The sequence below is a fragment of the Spirosoma harenae genome (assembly GCF_054776975.1).
Genome location: NZ_BAAHBD010000004.1, coordinates 36,525 through 51,859, shown reverse-complemented (window position 1 = coordinate 51,859; position 15,335 = coordinate 36,525). Strand labels below are relative to the sequence as shown.

Below are 15,335 nucleotides of genomic sequence, written 5' to 3'. Positions count from 1 at the left end.
CATTTACAAGTGAGTTAAGTCCCCTTCAGGGGATTTAGGGGTAACTAAACATCGACGACTTATGGAAAAAGAAATCTTAGAACATGGACTGAATTTCAACCGACGACGGTTCCTGTCTCGGCTAAGTCTGGGATTGGGTAGCGCAGCGTTAGGTTCGCTGTTGATTCCCGATCTTTTCGGCGGAAACAGTGCTGATGAGGAAGGTTTCAAACCAGGAATGCCACATTTCGCCCCCAAAGCCAAACGCGTCATCTACCTATTCCAAAATGGTGCTCCTTCGCAACAGGAACTGTTTGATTATAAACCCAAGCTACGCGAGTTATGGGGTCAGGAAATGCCGTCATCTATCCGGGGAACCCAGCGCCTGACGGGTATGACGGCCTTCCAGAAGCAATTCCCATTAGTCGGCTCCTTCGTTGATTTCAAGCAATACGGCGAATCGAGAGCATGGGTTAGCGATTTGATGCCTTATACGGCTAAAGTTGTGGACGATTTGTGCATTGTAAAATCGATGTACACCGAAGCCATTAATCACGATCCGGCTTTAACGTTTATCCAAACAGGTTCACAGCAGGGCAATCGACCCAGTATGGGTTCGTGGCTAAGCTATGGATTGGGCAACGAAAACAAAAACCTGCCAAACTTTACGGTATTACTTTCTCGTGGAGTCGGCAACGGGCAGGGCGTTTATTCTAAATTGTGGTCAAATGGTTTTTTAGATTCGATTCATCAGGGCGTTCAGTTCAGTAAAGGTGAAGACCCTGTTTTGTATCTCCGCGATCCCGAAGGCATGGACCGATTAGCACGTCGCGAAATGCTCGATAATCTGTCCGAATTGAACGAAATGGGTTATCAGGAGTTCGGCGATCCGGAAATCATGGCCAAAGTGAAGCAGTATGAAATGGCCTATCGGATGCAAACCGCCGTTCCTGAGGTTATGGATTTGTCGAAAGAACCCGACGACATTATCAAGTTATACGGTCCCGATTGTCTGGTGCCCGGTACGTTTGCTGCCAACTGTCTGCTGGCTCGAAAGCTATCGGAAAATGGCGTCCGGTTTGTGCAACTGTATCACCAGGGTTGGGATCAACACGGAAACCTTCCTTTTGAAATTGCCAAACAGGCAAAAGACGTTGATCAGGCGTCGGCAGCTTTAGTTACGGATCTGAAGCAACGTGGTTTACTAGACGAAACACTGGTTATTTGGGGTGGCGAATTTGGCCGGACTAGCTATACACAGGGGAAATTGACCAAAGAAAACTACGGTCGCGATCACCATCCGCGATGCTTTACTATCTGGATGGCAGGTGGAGGCATCAAACCCGGAATTGTCTACGGCGAAACCGACGAAATGGGCTACAACGTAGCCAGTAATCCCGTTCATGTCCACGATTTCCAGGCGACGGTGTTGCATCAATTGGGACTCAATCACGAAAAATTGATTTTCAAACACCTTGGCCGTCGGTATCGTCTGACCGACGTATCGGGTAAGGTGGTGCATGATATTATTGCCTGACAAAAAACAATACCAAACAAATAGCGTCCATTTTAGTCTCTGCATTTTACGTCAATGCAAAAAAAGTTAGTCAGTTTAGCGGAGCAAGCCTTGTTTGCATCGGCGGTGTTCATTCTGTTTCTGCTGGTATTTGAGAAAAAAATAGCGATCCCCGTTTGGTTGCAACCTTTCGGGCGAATGCACCCATTGATACTGCATTTTCCGATTGTTCTGCTGTTATTGGCTGTTGTTATGGAAGCATTTCGCTTTACCAAAGCCATTGCCACAAAACAGGATGCTGGCCCCGAATTCTACCGTGTTTTCTCAAGAAATCTGCTGCTTGTCGGCTCTTTGTTGGCTGCGATTACAGTAATCATGGGCCTCTTTCTAGCGCGAGAAGATGGTTATAGTGGCGTACTAGTACAGTGGCATAAATGGACAGGCGTGGCCGCTTTCTTCATCGCTCTTTTCTTGTATTGGGGACAAACCAAGCGCTGGTATTCGTCTACGATTGCTCAAACGGGGGCGGTAGTTATGGGCATAGCCCTTATTGGCGCGGGCCATTACGGTGCTACGATTACACATGGTTCCGATTTCCTGCTGGGTCCGCTCACTAAAAACCAGGAATCACAACCTGTCGATATTCAGCAGGCACTTGTTTTCAACGACGTTATCAAACCCATTTTCGAGCAGAAATGTACCAGTTGTCATAATCCTGACAAGCTAAAAGGCGAACTATCACTCACCAACCCGGAAGCAATTAAGAAGGGCGGAAAAAGTGGTGAACTGTTTGTAGCCGGCAATCCTAGCATCAGCTTATTACTTAGACGTATACATCTACCGTTAGAAGAAAAAAAGCACATGCCACCGTCGGGGAAGGCGCAACTTACACCAACCGAAATAAGATTGCTAGCACTCTGGGTTAAAGGAAAAGCTGAATTCAATAAGAAAGTGGTTGAACTGCCAGCTAATGATTCGTTGCGTCTGTTAGCCACAACCCTGTTTAAACCGAAAGAGCCGACAGAACCAACATTCGCTTTTGATGCGGCCGACGAAGAAACCGTTAAAAACCTTAACAACGACTACCGGACAGTCGCACCGCTGGCAAAGGATTCACCCGCATTAGCTGTCAATGTGTATAATAAGGCTACCTATTCGCCTGAAAAAATTCAGGAATTAAGTCCTGTTAAAAGTCAGGTTATTTACCTCAATCTGAATAAAATGCCCGTCAAGGATGCAGATTTGAAGTACATCAGTCAATTCGAAAATTTACAAAAGCTGGATATCAACTTTACTGATATTACAGGAAAAGAGCTAGATCAGCTAACGCCATTGACACATCTGGAACGTCTGGCTTTATCCGGCACGGCGGTGAAATACACGGATTTACAGAAGCAGATTGGTGCGTTTAAGAATCTGAAAACCGTAGCACTTTGGGAAACAGGCTTAACCGAGGCTGAAATTAGTCAACTCCAGAAAGCGTATCCGAAGATTCAATTTATTGCCGGATTCGATGGCGACAAGGCTGAACCCATTCGACTCAATCCACCACAGCTCAAAAACTCGCCAATCTTTGCCCAATCGACAGCTATTCAATTGAAACACCCCATCAAAGGTGTTGAGATCCGTTATACCCTTGATGGAACTGACCCCGACAGCATCCATTCGCCTATTATGGATGGTAAAGTGATCACGACTACTAGCAAGACCATTAAGGCAAAAGCCTATAAATCAGGCTGGTTGAGCAGCCCTATCGCTACGTTCGATTATTATAAAAGTGTATATAAACCCGACAGTTCCGATCTATTAATGCCTCTTACCTCAGTTCATCGGGCCGAAGGAGTGAAGTCATTTTTTGATCACAAACTCGGTGCGTTGAATGCAAACAGCCCAGCCTGGGCCAATAACTGGCTGGGCGTCAGGAAAAATGACATGGTGGTGATGTCAGAATTTAAAAAGCCCATCCATGTGACATCAGTTGATCTGCGGACGATGATTGAACCTGAGACGGGCATCTTTCCTCCGTCAACCATTGAAGTATGGGGTGGCAACAGCCGGGATCAGTTAAAACTTCTCGGCACAGTACATCCTACTATGCCTGCTGAAAAAAGTGATCCGATTTTAAAAGCCATCGGATGCCGTTTCAAACCACAAGCAATTTCTTATCTAAAGATCGTTGCAAAACCAGTTGAGCAACTCCCTGAATGGCATGGTAATAAGGGAAAGCCAGCCTTATTACTCGTCGACGAGATATTTATTAACTAATAGAAGCTTTTCATTTATAAAAAGTAGCACTCCGAAAAATTAATATTGAAAATTCCAAGAAAATTACTCAAATAATACTAAAACTAGGAAGGTATAGGAAAGTTGACGGTACAAAGCTGGTAATATTTGGCTAAGCTTTTGGCTTTTATAAAGCCACATAAAATGCCGTCCTATCTATAAATCCTAAATCATGAAAAGACTTTATCAGTTAGCAGCGCTGAGTATGATGACAGGCGTATCTCCTGCTTTTGCCCAGGAGCTGAAGCCAATCGTGCAGAAGCAGAGTACTAATAGCCAATTACTGGCTATGAACGTTACCAGACCAGAGCGGATGTTGGCGAATGTCGAAACAGCCGACATATCTGTTTCAGGTAAAGTAACGGACGAAAAAGGTTCCGGCCTGCCGGGAGTAAGCGTAGTCGTTAAAGGATCGACATCAGGTACAACAACCGATGCATCAGGGAGTTTCCGTATCACCGTACCAAATGCCAATTCAACCCTGGTTTTCAGCTTTGTCGGCTATGCCAGAAAAGAAGTTGTTGTCGGCGGCCAAACCAATGTATCCGTAGCCCTAACCCCCGACGATCAAACCCTGAACGAAGTCGTCGTCGTTGGTTATGGTAGCCAGTTGAAAAAAGAAGTAACGGGAGCCGTACAAACCGTAAGTGCACAAGAAATCAAGGATTTGCCGGTTTCTCAAATCGGTCAGAAATTGCAGGGGCGATTAGCGGGGGTTCAGATCAACCAGACAACGGGTAAGCCCGGTCAGGGGATCAACATTCGTATTCGTGGTCAGGTATCTGTTTCGGCGGGTAGCGATCCCCTCTACGTTATTGATGGTTTCCCAATTACCGGTAACATTGCCCAGCTTAACCCTGATGAAATTGAAGATCTTTCTATCCTGAAAGATGCGGCTTCAACATCTCTGTACGGTTCGCGGGCAGCCAACGGGGTTGTTCTGATTACCACCAAGAAAGGGAAACCCGGTCAGACGAACATTAGCTTCAGTGCCTATGCTGGTATTCAGCAGGTACCGATGAAAGGCCGGGTAAAAATGCTGGATGCGGTTCAATTTGCTCAATTCAAAAAGGAGTTTTACGAGGATATGAACCAACCAGTACCGGTTGAGTTTCAGAACCCAGCTCAGTATGAGGGCAAAAACAACGACTGGTATGACGCCCTGATTCGCCAGGCGCCTATCCAGAGTTATAACCTGAGTGTTTCCAACAACACCGGAAAGGCCAATACGTCGCTGGTAGCCGGTATTTTCAATCAGGATGGAGTCGTATTGAACAACAAATACAAACGTTACTCCCTTCGTTTGAACTCGAACTATAATATATCAGATCGGGTAACAGTCGGTTTTAACGTTGCTCCTTCATATGTGTATGACAATACGCCAAGAACCGATGGTGACCGGGGTACGGGTATTTTGTTTAACGCGCTGCATACCTGGCCCGTTATGCCTATTTATGATGCGAATGGCGATCTGACCAAATTCAATACGTTCCCAGGTAGCACGGGTAACATTTTCCAGTATCCAAACTGGGTGCGAGCTGCTAATGAACTGGTTAACGAGACCAAAAACACAAACCTGCTGGCGAATGCTTATGTGCAATACAAGCCGCTTGAAGGACTTACCCTCCGGTCGACGATGAATATTGAGTATCAAAACTCGAAATTCTTCTTCTTCAACCCATCCACGGCTACCAGTGCCATCAACGTACCGATTCCGACAACAGCCGTTTCGATTCGACAAGGTTTGGAAAACACGTCCTGGCTGAACGAAAACTTAGCTACTTATACCCGGAGCTTCAACGATCATAATTTTGAATTGTTAGCCGGTTTCACCAATCAGTTTTACCGTCAGGAATTTAGTCGGATTCAGGCAGATACCTATGCCGATGACCGGCTTCCAACGATTCAGGGTGCGCTCAACATCAACCGGGGTGGTACGAACAACGGTGTGAACCAATGGACACTGACCTCTTATCTGTCTCGTTTGACCTATAACTACAAAGGCAAATACCTGTTCACAGCCGCTATTCGATCGGATGGTTCGTCTCGATTCGGTGCTAACAACCAGTTCGGTACGTTCCCATCGGCTTCGGTAGGTTGGGTCGTTACGGATGAGAACTTCATGAAGACCGTTATGCCGGTTTCGTTTGCAAAAATTCGGGCTAGCTATGGCGTAATCGGTAACAACAACATCGGTAACTATACGTCTTACGCTTTGGTGAATAATACAACCAATGCTGTATTTGGTAGTACCGTAGCAACGGGTGCCGTTGTCACCTCGCTGGCTAACCCAAATCTGGGCTGGGAAACCACAAGACAGTTTGACTTAGGCCTTGATTTAGGTTTGTTTAACGACCGTATCCAGTTCATCTACGATTTCTATACAAAGCGTACTACGAACCTGCTTTACGCGGTACAGATTCCACAGGAATCAGGCTTCACCAACTTCAATGACAACATCGGTGAAATTAAGTTCTGGGGCCATGAGTTCTCGCTGACGACCAAAAACACGACCGGTAAACTGAAATGGACAACCAATGCGAACATCTCGTTCAACCGTAACCAGGTAGTTGCCCTGGCTCCCGGTATCGACCGTGTGTATGGTACGTTCCACATTACGCAGGTTGGCAAGCCGTTCGGTCAGTTCTACGGAATGGTTAAGGAAGGATATTATATGAGTGCTGAAGAACTCAAAAACTCACCCATTATTCCAGGCCGCTCTGCGATTGGTACCATCAAACTGAAAGATGTGAATGGCGACGGCGTTATTACGTATGGTGGTGATGCGGATGACCGGACCATTATTGGTAGTCCATTTCCGAAGTTCACTTACGGAATCACCAATGACCTGAAATACGGCAAATTCGATTTCTCGATTTCAGGCTCCGGTTCTTATGGCAACCAACTTTGGGTTCGTCACTTGTATAGCACAGCGAATCTAGATGCCGTGTTCAACATGGTTGAAGGCGTAAAAGACCGCTTCCGCGTTAAGAATACGACGGTCAATGGCGTTGGTGTTGCCACAACGGTTATCACTCCAGGAGCGGGACAATTTGGTGCAACAAACAACGGAGGTAACTTCACTGGTATCGAGCGCGACTGGAACAGTACGCAATTCCTGGCTGATGCATCGTTCTTCACGATTAAAAACATAACCCTGGGTTATAGCATCGGAGCGATCAACAAATTCTTCAAATCAGCTCGGGTCTATGCTTCGGCACAGCAAGTATATGTCTTTACGAAATACTGGGGTGGTCCAAACCCGGAAACCAGCGCCCAGGGCGATGGCAACGGCGATGGTGGCAACCTGAGCCAGGGCGTCGATTTCTCGAACTATCCAGTTCCACGTACGTACACCGTTGGCGTCAATTTCAACTTCTAAGCCAAACAGGTAAACTAAACTCATTTTCAACATTCTTATTTTCTAAAAGGATGAAAACAAAATATATAGCTGCCTGTCTTTTGAGCATTGCTCTGGCAAGTTGCAGTAAAGATTTTCTAACCGTAGTACCCGAAACGGCGTTGAGTTCGGCAACGTTTTTCAAAACGGAATCTGATTTCCAGCAGGCTGTCAATGGCGCTTACGTACCCTTCCGGCAGATGTACAACGAACGGGCCTGGGTTCTGGAGGAAATGCACTCCGACAATACCTATTACGCCCGAAATACGTTGTATGGAGCGGTTGACCCAACCGAAAACGTGGCTGATTTCGCCGTTCCAACGGCAAATGGTGTTACGGCCAACGATAACGTGCTGGTACAGTATCGCTTAAACTATGTGATTATCGCGAGAGCTAATCAGATTCTGGCGCTTATTGATGGAATCACGTTTGCCAATGCCGACAATAAGAATAACCTAAAAGGCCAGGCGCAATTTTTGCGAGCATTTGCCTACTTTGATCTGGTGCGTCTGTTTGGAAAAGTCCCATTGCATTTGACACCGGTAACAGGAAGAGAAGATGCTCCTGCTCCATTGGCAACGACAGAACAACTCTACGCGCAGATTGAAAAAGATGCGACTGATGCGAGTAAATTGTTGCCTAACAAAGCAAAACAGGAAGCTGGCCGGGCTACGTCGGGAGCGGCTAAAACGCTGCTTGCGAATCTGTATCTGACCCAGAAAAAATGGGCGCAGGTCGAAACGCTGATGAAAGATGTAGTTACCAACGATGGTTATATGCTGATGCCTGATTATAACAACGCTTTCTCGTTCACTAGTACGAACAAGAACAATCAGGAATCGGTATTCGAAATTCAGTATATGGAAGGTTCGGCCGGGTACAACGGTAACCAGATTTACCGCTTCATCCCGTCGCCAATTACCGCTGCTGAGATTCTGCCAATTACGGGTACATCGAATGCACAGCCTACGTCACAGGAAAGTAATAACATCCCAACACCGGATCTTATTGCGGCCTACGAAACAGGTGATAAACGGAAAGATATTTCTATTGGAACCGTTACATTAAGTGGCAGCCTGCGCGAAAACAAAACGTATCCGTATATCAAAAAATACGCTCGGACCCACTCGCAGCATAACAATACGGGTCAAAACTGGCCTGTTTATCGCTACGCTGAAGTCTTGCTGTTCCTGGCCGAATCATTGAACGAACAGGGAAAAACGGCAGAAGCGGCTACGTACCTGAATCAGGTTCGGACTCGTGCAGGTTTGGCAGCTACTACAGCAACATCGCAGGCTGATATGCGAGAAGCGATCTTCAAAGAGCGTCGGGTTGAACTGGCTTTCGAAAATAAGCGCTGGTTTGATCTAACCCGAACGGGTCGTGTGAAGGAAATTATTGGTGCGTATGGTGCTAAAGTGAAAGCGAATCCGGCTGCCTATTACTTCCCAGCAGGTGCCGTTCCACCACCAAACGCCTTTACAGTACTTGATGACTACTATGGTCTACCAGCTGTTGAAGCCGCTCTGACACCTAATTTCTAACGTCACTTTCAGGCCTATCAGGTTTTCGATAGGCCTGACTAAATCAAATTGGTTTGAATAAGAGAAGTAAAGGGGGAGCGTTTCGCTCTCCCTATTTACTTACCAGTTTCATCGTTATGAAAAATAGTACACTGATTTTGCTTATCAATGTTTGATTCAGCCAAACGTTATAGAATAGATTTAGAAACGATAGCCTACGGTAACGTAGCCACCAACAGAAAGATGATCTGCAAACAGCTGTTTGCATTCGATCAACTAGGTAGTAAACAGATGCTTAAGACGGATGATAACCAACAGACTACCCGCGCTAATCCGCCGTATGGGCATTATTCCAAGAAAGAAATTTCACGTCTCCCCTCGGGTTTGATGAGTCATATACACATTCTGAGTATTCAACCGCTTAATCAGTAGAATATGTCAGCCTTTCATCTCTTATTTACCGAATACAACCGAAAAACAGATACGGGCTAGTACGATCTAGACACGCATCGGTAATCTATTTTAAACCTTATCTATGAAATGACTATGTTTTCTAAATTCAACAAGGCTAAACTTGGACTAGCAGTCTCGGCGCTTATTCTGCTTGGTGCTTCCTGGGTTAGCTTACGTTACCCGGAAACCAACAAACAGGGCGCCGAGAACCCTAAAGTCGACAAACTAAAGTTACAACCCGGCTTTAAAGCCGAACACCTTTACAGCCCATCCGAAAACAAACAGGGTTCATGGGTGTCAATGACCTTCGATGATAAAGGTCGCATGATTGCATCGGACCAATACGGAGGTCTTTTTCGATTGACGATTCCAGCAGTCGGTGCTGCGTCAACTACACCAAAGGTTGAAAAGCTCGTCATTGCTAAAGATACCAGCGTAGGGATGGGCTATGCGCAAGGGTTGTTATATGCGTTCAACAGCCTATACGTAATGGTAAATAACCGCCCGAATAAGCAATTTGCGAAAGGTAGCGGCCTGTACCGACTACAGGATACCGATGGCGACGACCAGTTCGATAAGGTAACCATGATGAAAGAATTTAAAGGTGAAGGTGAACACGGTCCACACAGCGTCGTATTATCTCCAGATAAGAAGTCGCTTTACGTGATCTGTGGTAACCATACCGACGTACCTCAGATGGATGCGTATCGCCTTCCTTCGAACTGGAAAGAAGATAACCTGTTCCCACTCATTAAAGACCCCCGTGGGCATGCTAACGACCGATATGCTCCCGGCGGCTGGGTGGCTAATGTAGATCCTGATGGCAAAAAATGGGAACTCATCGGGGCAGGTTTCCGCAATGCCTTCGATATAGCATTTAATGAAGCCGGTGATATGTTCACCTATGATTCGGATATGGAATGGGATTTCGGCTTACCCTGGTACCGTCCTACTCGTATCTGTCATGTTACCAGCGGTGCAGAATTTGGCTGGCGGACGGGCGATAGCAAATGGCTTCCCGGAAATCCAGATAATCTACCGGCCATTGTAAATATCGGTCAGGGCTCACCAACCAACGTGCTTTACGGCATGAATGCGAAATTCCCACAACGGTATCGTCAATCACTTTTCGCATTTGACTGGAGTTTTGGAATTATCTACGCTATTCACCTCAAACCAAAAGGAGCTTCGTACGAAGGTGAGCGGGAAGAGTTTATTTCTGGCTCTCCCCTACCCGTAACGGACGGAGCTATCGGTCCTGATGGAGCGCTCTATTTCCTGGCCGGCGGCCGTCGTCTGGAATCGGATTTATATCGGGTTTATTACGCCGGTACTGAACCTACAACATCGCAGGTTCCTGCGGTAACAGCCGAGCACAATCTCCGAACCAATCTGGAGAAATTCCATGGCGCTCCGGATGCCAGCGCCCTAGCAGCTGCCTGGCCAAACCTCAATCACACAGATCGTTTTATTCGCTATGCCGCTCGTATTGCGGTCGAACATCAGCCGGTAGCTCAATGGCATGAAAAAGCGCTGGCTGAAACCGATCCCGTTCGTGCTACACAGGCCATTGTCGCTCTGGCTCGTCAGGGCAGCGCCGATCTGAAAAGTAAGGCTCTCAATTCGCTCTTAAAAATCAATTACGACAAGTTATCTGAGTCGCAGCAGTTTGATTTACTACGTGCTTATGAGTTGGTTTTCTTACGGATGGGCGCGCCGGATGCCGCCGATAAAGATAAAATTATCGCATCCCTGAATCCGAAATTCCCAGCAAAATCAGCGCTTCTTAATCGCGGCCTGAGCAAAGTACTCATCTACTTGGAGGCACCGGGTATTGTCAACAAAACGTTGGCGCAGATGGATCAGAAGGAAGAACCGGGCATGAAAAATCTGGATCTTGATCCAACAACAGCCTCTAGTGACTTGATCTTGCGGAACCCACAGTACGGTATGGATATCGCTAAAATGCTGGCGAAAGTACCACCCCTTCAGCAGACCTATTACGCTGTGATGTTGAGTCGCGAAGATGCTGGCTGGACACCCGAAATGCGAACAAAGTATTTCTCCTGGTTCGGCAATGCGATTAAAGCCTATGAAGGAGGTCGCAGCTACGTTGGCTTCATCGACAGAGCCCGTAAACTTGCGCTCGCTCACGTTCCGAAAGAGCAATTCGACCAGTATAACAAATTATCGGGAGCCGATCTGCTAACCAGCTCAGGTAACGACATCGTTAAGACGGATTATACACCAAAAGGACCCGGTCGCCGATGGACGTTGGAGAACGCGGTGGCTGTAGTTGATAGCGGCAAAGGCATGCCCAACTTCGAAACGGGTAAGAAAATTTATTCAGCCGTTTTGTGCAGCAGTTGCCATAGTATGCAGGGTTCAGGCGGTGATATTGGTCCTGATCTGACCCAACTCGGTACTCGTTTCTCGAATAAGGATATTCTGGATGCGATTATCAACCCCAGCAAAGCCGTTTCGGATCAATACGCATCGACTATTTTCTACTTGAAAAACGGTCAGTCGGTCGTTGGTCGATTAATTACTGAGGACAACGCCAATTATTCGATTTCGCAGAACCCATTTGCTCAGAACGAGCTTCGGAAAGTGCCGAAGAAAGATGTAACGTCGAAACGGTATTCTTACGAATCGATTATGTATCCCGGCCTGATAAATGCCCTGAATGCGGATGAACTCAGAGACTTAATGGCGTTCCTCAAATCGGGTGGCAATCAGAATAACGAAGTATACAAATCGGGCGGAAAATAAGGTTATGAAATAGCCCTTAGGTAACTATTTAGCGTAAGTGCCTGAATAGCTATCTGAGGGCAAAACTTAAAATGAAGATGCTGACACACATGAAGAGTCAATTTCTGCCCAAAGCGCTCGTTGTAGCAGCCGTATTGACAGGGCTTGCCGGCACAACCAGTCTGGCCCAATCTAAAGCTAAAAAAGACAAAGAAGGCTACGTTGCTATTTTTGACGGCAAAACGCTGAACGGCTGGGATGGCGACCCAAATTATTGGCGTGTAGAAGATGGCTGTCTAACAGGCGAAATCACACCAGATAAATTGTTAAAAACCAATTCATTCATCATCTGGAAAGGTGGCGAACCCGCCGACTTCGAACTGAAAGGCGAGTTTAAAATTGCCGAAGCGGGTAACTCAGGCATCAACTACCGCAGTGACCAGCTAACCGATGTTCCGTTTGCATTACGTGGTTATCAGGCTGACATCGACGGTAAAAATCGCTACACCGGCCAAAACTACGAAGAGCGGAAACGGACCACGTTGGCGTATCGTGGACAGAAAACGACAATTCCTGCCTATACCGGTGAAAATACACCCGAAGCTGTTCGGGCAAATACAAAAGGCAATGCCTGGAGCGGTTTAACAGTCACAGGATCACTAGGTAGCTCCGATTCGCTAAAGACTTTTATTAAAAGCGAAGACTGGAACACATTTCATCTGGTCATCAAAGGAAATCATTTACAGCACTACATTAATGACGTACTCATGAGCGATGTGACTGACAATGACACCGTTAATGGCAAATCAAAAGGATTGCTGGGCGTACAGGTGCACGTTGGTCCGCCGATGAAAGTCCAATACCGAAATCTGAGAATAAAACAGTAAGAGTTAAAATACCCCTAAACTCCCTAAAGGGTACTTAGCTTACACGCAGACAAAGTCCCCTTTAGGGAATTTAGGGGTGAAATGAATTTGATTTTGACATCACAATCCTGGCATAATAAAATCTCGAATACAGCGCAACTCGGCGGCATTGAAACGTCTGTGCTGGATAATGGCAGCGGACGAGGAACGCGCATTGCGTGGATCAATACGGGCACTGGGCTTCGGTATAAACTGGTTCTCGACCGGGCTATGGACATTGCCGATGCTTTCTACAATCAGCATAGTCTGGCTTGGCTAAGTCATACGGGCATAACTCCGCCCGAGCCTTTTTCCGATAAAGGAATTGATTGGCTTCGTACGTTTGGCGGTGGCTTACTGACAACCTGTGGCCTTTCGCACGTGGGTGGTCCCGAAGAAGATGAGTACGGTTCACGCGGATTGCATGGCAAAATCAGCAACAGTCCAGCCGAAATTGAGTCGATAATTCAGCCCGATCCAGTTATGGGAAAACTGGATATGAGTATTACAGGACGGATTAAAGAAACAACCATTTTCGGTCCAAGGCTCGAATTAAAACGAACGATTTCCGGTACGCTTGGTCAGCCCGTTATCCGCATCCGCGACGAAGTCATAAATCGAGGGAATACGCCAGCACCGCACATGCTGTTGTATCATTTCAATTGTGGCTGGCCATTGGTCGATGAGGGAACCGATATTGTTTGGAAAGGCGATTGGAAGACTCGTGAAGGAGGGATCAACGACAGAATCTTTTACGAAGGAGGCAATTTCAAAAAATGCCCTGCTCCGTTGGAAGATCACAGCGGTACGGGTGAAGCGGTGGCTTCTGTCGATGTTACACCCGATAGTTCAGGTCTGTGTACCGTCGGACTACACAATGCCAATCTGGGTATAGCGCTGGCGTTACGCTTTCAAAAATCGCAATTACCGTGGTTTATTAACTGGCAGCATTGGGGCAAAGGCGAATACGTAACCGGACTTGAACCAGCGACCAATCCCTTAATCGGACAAGCCAAAGCCCGCGAACAAAACGAATTGCTATTTTTAGAGCCGGGCGAATCTCGGACGTATAACCTGGAACTGGAAATTCTGAACACGGAATCAGCCATTCACGATTTTTTAACGAATAATAGTTAGTTGAAGCAATAAAAGTACCTCATGGAAACAACCTCAGCAGTAAGCCTGGCAAAAAAGGCATTAGAACAGGGCAAAGGAATTTTACGGCTCACACCAACCTGGGTACCACGGTCGTTCTGCGTACCTGGCCGACGCATTAAGCTCCACCCCGATGATTATTATGTATTGGGTGGTGAACGGGGCGGTATCGACGAACGCTGGTTCTCATCGACGACCCCCGCTAAAAACGGTCCATTGACGGGAGAAAATGAAGGGTTGAGCCATATTGTTTTCACAGATGAAGACGGTACTGAATCGCAGTTTCTGCTGAAAGACGCCGTCGAAGAACTAAAAGGCGAGCTTATTGGTGATCGCTTGTGGGATGAATATCAAAGCTGGCCGATGTATTCGAAGTTTTTCGATAACATGGGTCCGCTACCACACCACTTACACCACAATGATGAGCAAGCGGCTCTGATTGGTCAGCTGGGCAAACCCGAAGCCTATTATTTTCCACCTCAAGTCAATAACCACGGTGGCGATTTCCCATACACCTTTATCGGTATCGCCCCCGGCACGACGAAAGAGGAAATCAAAGAATGTCTGAAAAACTTCACCAAAGGTGATAACAAAATCACGAATTACTCGTCAGCTTACCGGCTCGAACCCGGCACTGGCTGGGACGTTCCACCAGGATTGCTTCACGCACCGGGCAGTATGTGTACGTACGAACCGCAAAAAGCGTCGGACGTATTCGCTATGTACCAGTCGCTGGTAAACGAAGCGATTATTCCGGAAGAATTGCTGTGGAACGGTACACCGAAAGATCGCATCGGTGATTACGACCAACTAATGGAAGCCATCGACTGGGATTTGAACACTGATCCACAAATGATGGCGAACCGATTCATGCGGCCAAAACCCGTTCATGACGAGGAAGAAATGAAAGCTGCGGGTTATCGCGAAGTATGGGTTTGCTATAAAAACGAAGCCTTCAGCGCCAAAGAATTAACCGTTTTTCCCGGCCAAACTGTCACCATTAAAGACAATGCCGCTTATGGCCTTATCATGATGCAGGGACACGGTAAAATGGGCGATTGGGCTATCGAAACCCCAACCATGATCCGGTATGGCCAACTAACGAACGATGAGTTCTTCGTCAGCGAAAAAGCAGCGAAAGAAGGCGTCGTGATCACAAATCAATCGACTACCGATCCAATCGTGATGCTAAAGCACTTCGGCCCAGCGAATCCTGATTTAGATATCAACAGTCTATAATTTGTAAGTTGAAGTCTGAGGTTTGAGGTCTGAAGTTAGCTAACATGCGTTAATACCATAGTATTTGCGTCAGCCAACTTCAGACCTCAAACCTCAGAATCAAACTCTCCCTAATAAAACCTTAAAACCAT

9 protein-coding genes are annotated in these 15,335 nt (G+C 46.7%); all 9 read left to right on the top strand.

The window, feature by feature from the left end:
• The first annotated feature begins 61 nt into the window (after positions 1 to 61).
• A complete protein-coding gene (locus ACYVE4_RS02555; RefSeq protein WP_460995338.1) occupies positions 62 to 1,516 on the top strand; it encodes a DUF1501 domain-containing protein in 1,455 nt (484 codons plus the stop codon).
• Between the two features lie 54 nt (positions 1,517 to 1,570).
• Positions 1,571 to 3,760: a c-type cytochrome domain-containing protein gene (locus tag ACYVE4_RS02550; protein ID WP_460995337.1), complete on the top strand. Its 2,190-nt coding sequence runs from the start codon at positions 1,571 to 1,573 to the stop codon at positions 3,758 to 3,760.
• Positions 3,761 to 3,950: 190 nt separating this feature from the next.
• Complete coding sequence (locus ACYVE4_RS02545; protein WP_460995336.1) at positions 3,951 to 7,160, top strand: SusC/RagA family TonB-linked outer membrane protein; 3,210 nt, start codon at positions 3,951 to 3,953, stop codon at positions 7,158 to 7,160.
• Positions 7,161 to 7,210: 50 nt separating this feature from the next.
• The gene (locus tag ACYVE4_RS02540; RefSeq protein WP_460995335.1) at positions 7,211 to 8,722 is read left to right on the top strand and encodes a RagB/SusD family nutrient uptake outer membrane protein; all 1,512 of its coding nucleotides are present in this window, start codon (positions 7,211 to 7,213) and stop codon (positions 8,720 to 8,722) included.
• A 222-nt stretch (positions 8,723 to 8,944) separates the two neighbouring features.
• Positions 8,945 to 9,133 (top strand): hypothetical protein, encoded by a 189-nt coding sequence (locus ACYVE4_RS02535; protein ID WP_460995334.1) that lies wholly within the window; start codon positions 8,945 to 8,947, stop codon positions 9,131 to 9,133.
• A gap of 114 nt (positions 9,134 to 9,247) precedes the next feature.
• Positions 9,248 to 11,926 carry a c-type cytochrome gene (locus tag ACYVE4_RS02530; protein WP_460995458.1) on the top strand — a complete coding sequence of 893 codons (2,679 nt, stop codon included), beginning with the start codon at positions 9,248 to 9,250 and terminating at the stop codon, positions 11,924 to 11,926.
• Between the two features lie 89 nt (positions 11,927 to 12,015).
• Positions 12,016 to 12,792: a 3-keto-disaccharide hydrolase gene (locus ACYVE4_RS02525; protein WP_460995333.1), complete on the top strand. Its 777-nt coding sequence runs from the start codon at positions 12,016 to 12,018 to the stop codon at positions 12,790 to 12,792.
• Between the two features lie 81 nt (positions 12,793 to 12,873).
• Positions 12,874 to 13,947 carry an aldose 1-epimerase family protein gene (locus ACYVE4_RS02520; RefSeq protein ID WP_460995332.1) on the top strand — a complete coding sequence of 358 codons (1,074 nt, stop codon included), beginning with the start codon at positions 12,874 to 12,876 and terminating at the stop codon, positions 13,945 to 13,947.
• 21 nt (positions 13,948 to 13,968) lie between these two features.
• The gene (locus ACYVE4_RS02515; RefSeq protein WP_460995331.1) at positions 13,969 to 15,204 is read left to right on the top strand and encodes a class I mannose-6-phosphate isomerase; all 1,236 of its coding nucleotides are present in this window, start codon (positions 13,969 to 13,971) and stop codon (positions 15,202 to 15,204) included.
• Positions 15,205 to 15,335 lie beyond the last annotated feature (131 nt).

Coding starts and splice junctions, on each gene's coding strand:
- ACYVE4_RS02545 (WP_460995336.1), top strand. CDS start 3,951: ATGAAAAGACTTTATCAGTTAGCAGCGCTGAGTATGATGACAGGCGTA.
- ACYVE4_RS02555 (WP_460995338.1), top strand. CDS start 62: ATGGAAAAAGAAATCTTAGAACATGGACTGAATTTCAACCGACGACGG.
- ACYVE4_RS02520 (WP_460995332.1), top strand. CDS start 12,874: ATGAATTTGATTTTGACATCACAATCCTGGCATAATAAAATCTCGAAT.
- ACYVE4_RS02515 (WP_460995331.1), top strand. CDS start 13,969: ATGGAAACAACCTCAGCAGTAAGCCTGGCAAAAAAGGCATTAGAACAG.
- ACYVE4_RS02530 (WP_460995458.1), top strand. CDS start 9,248: ATGTTTTCTAAATTCAACAAGGCTAAACTTGGACTAGCAGTCTCGGCG.
- ACYVE4_RS02525 (WP_460995333.1), top strand. CDS start 12,016: ATGAAGAGTCAATTTCTGCCCAAAGCGCTCGTTGTAGCAGCCGTATTG.
- ACYVE4_RS02535 (WP_460995334.1), top strand. CDS start 8,945: ATGATCTGCAAACAGCTGTTTGCATTCGATCAACTAGGTAGTAAACAG.
- ACYVE4_RS02540 (WP_460995335.1), top strand. CDS start 7,211: ATGAAAACAAAATATATAGCTGCCTGTCTTTTGAGCATTGCTCTGGCA.
- ACYVE4_RS02550 (WP_460995337.1), top strand. CDS start 1,571: ATGCAAAAAAAGTTAGTCAGTTTAGCGGAGCAAGCCTTGTTTGCATCG.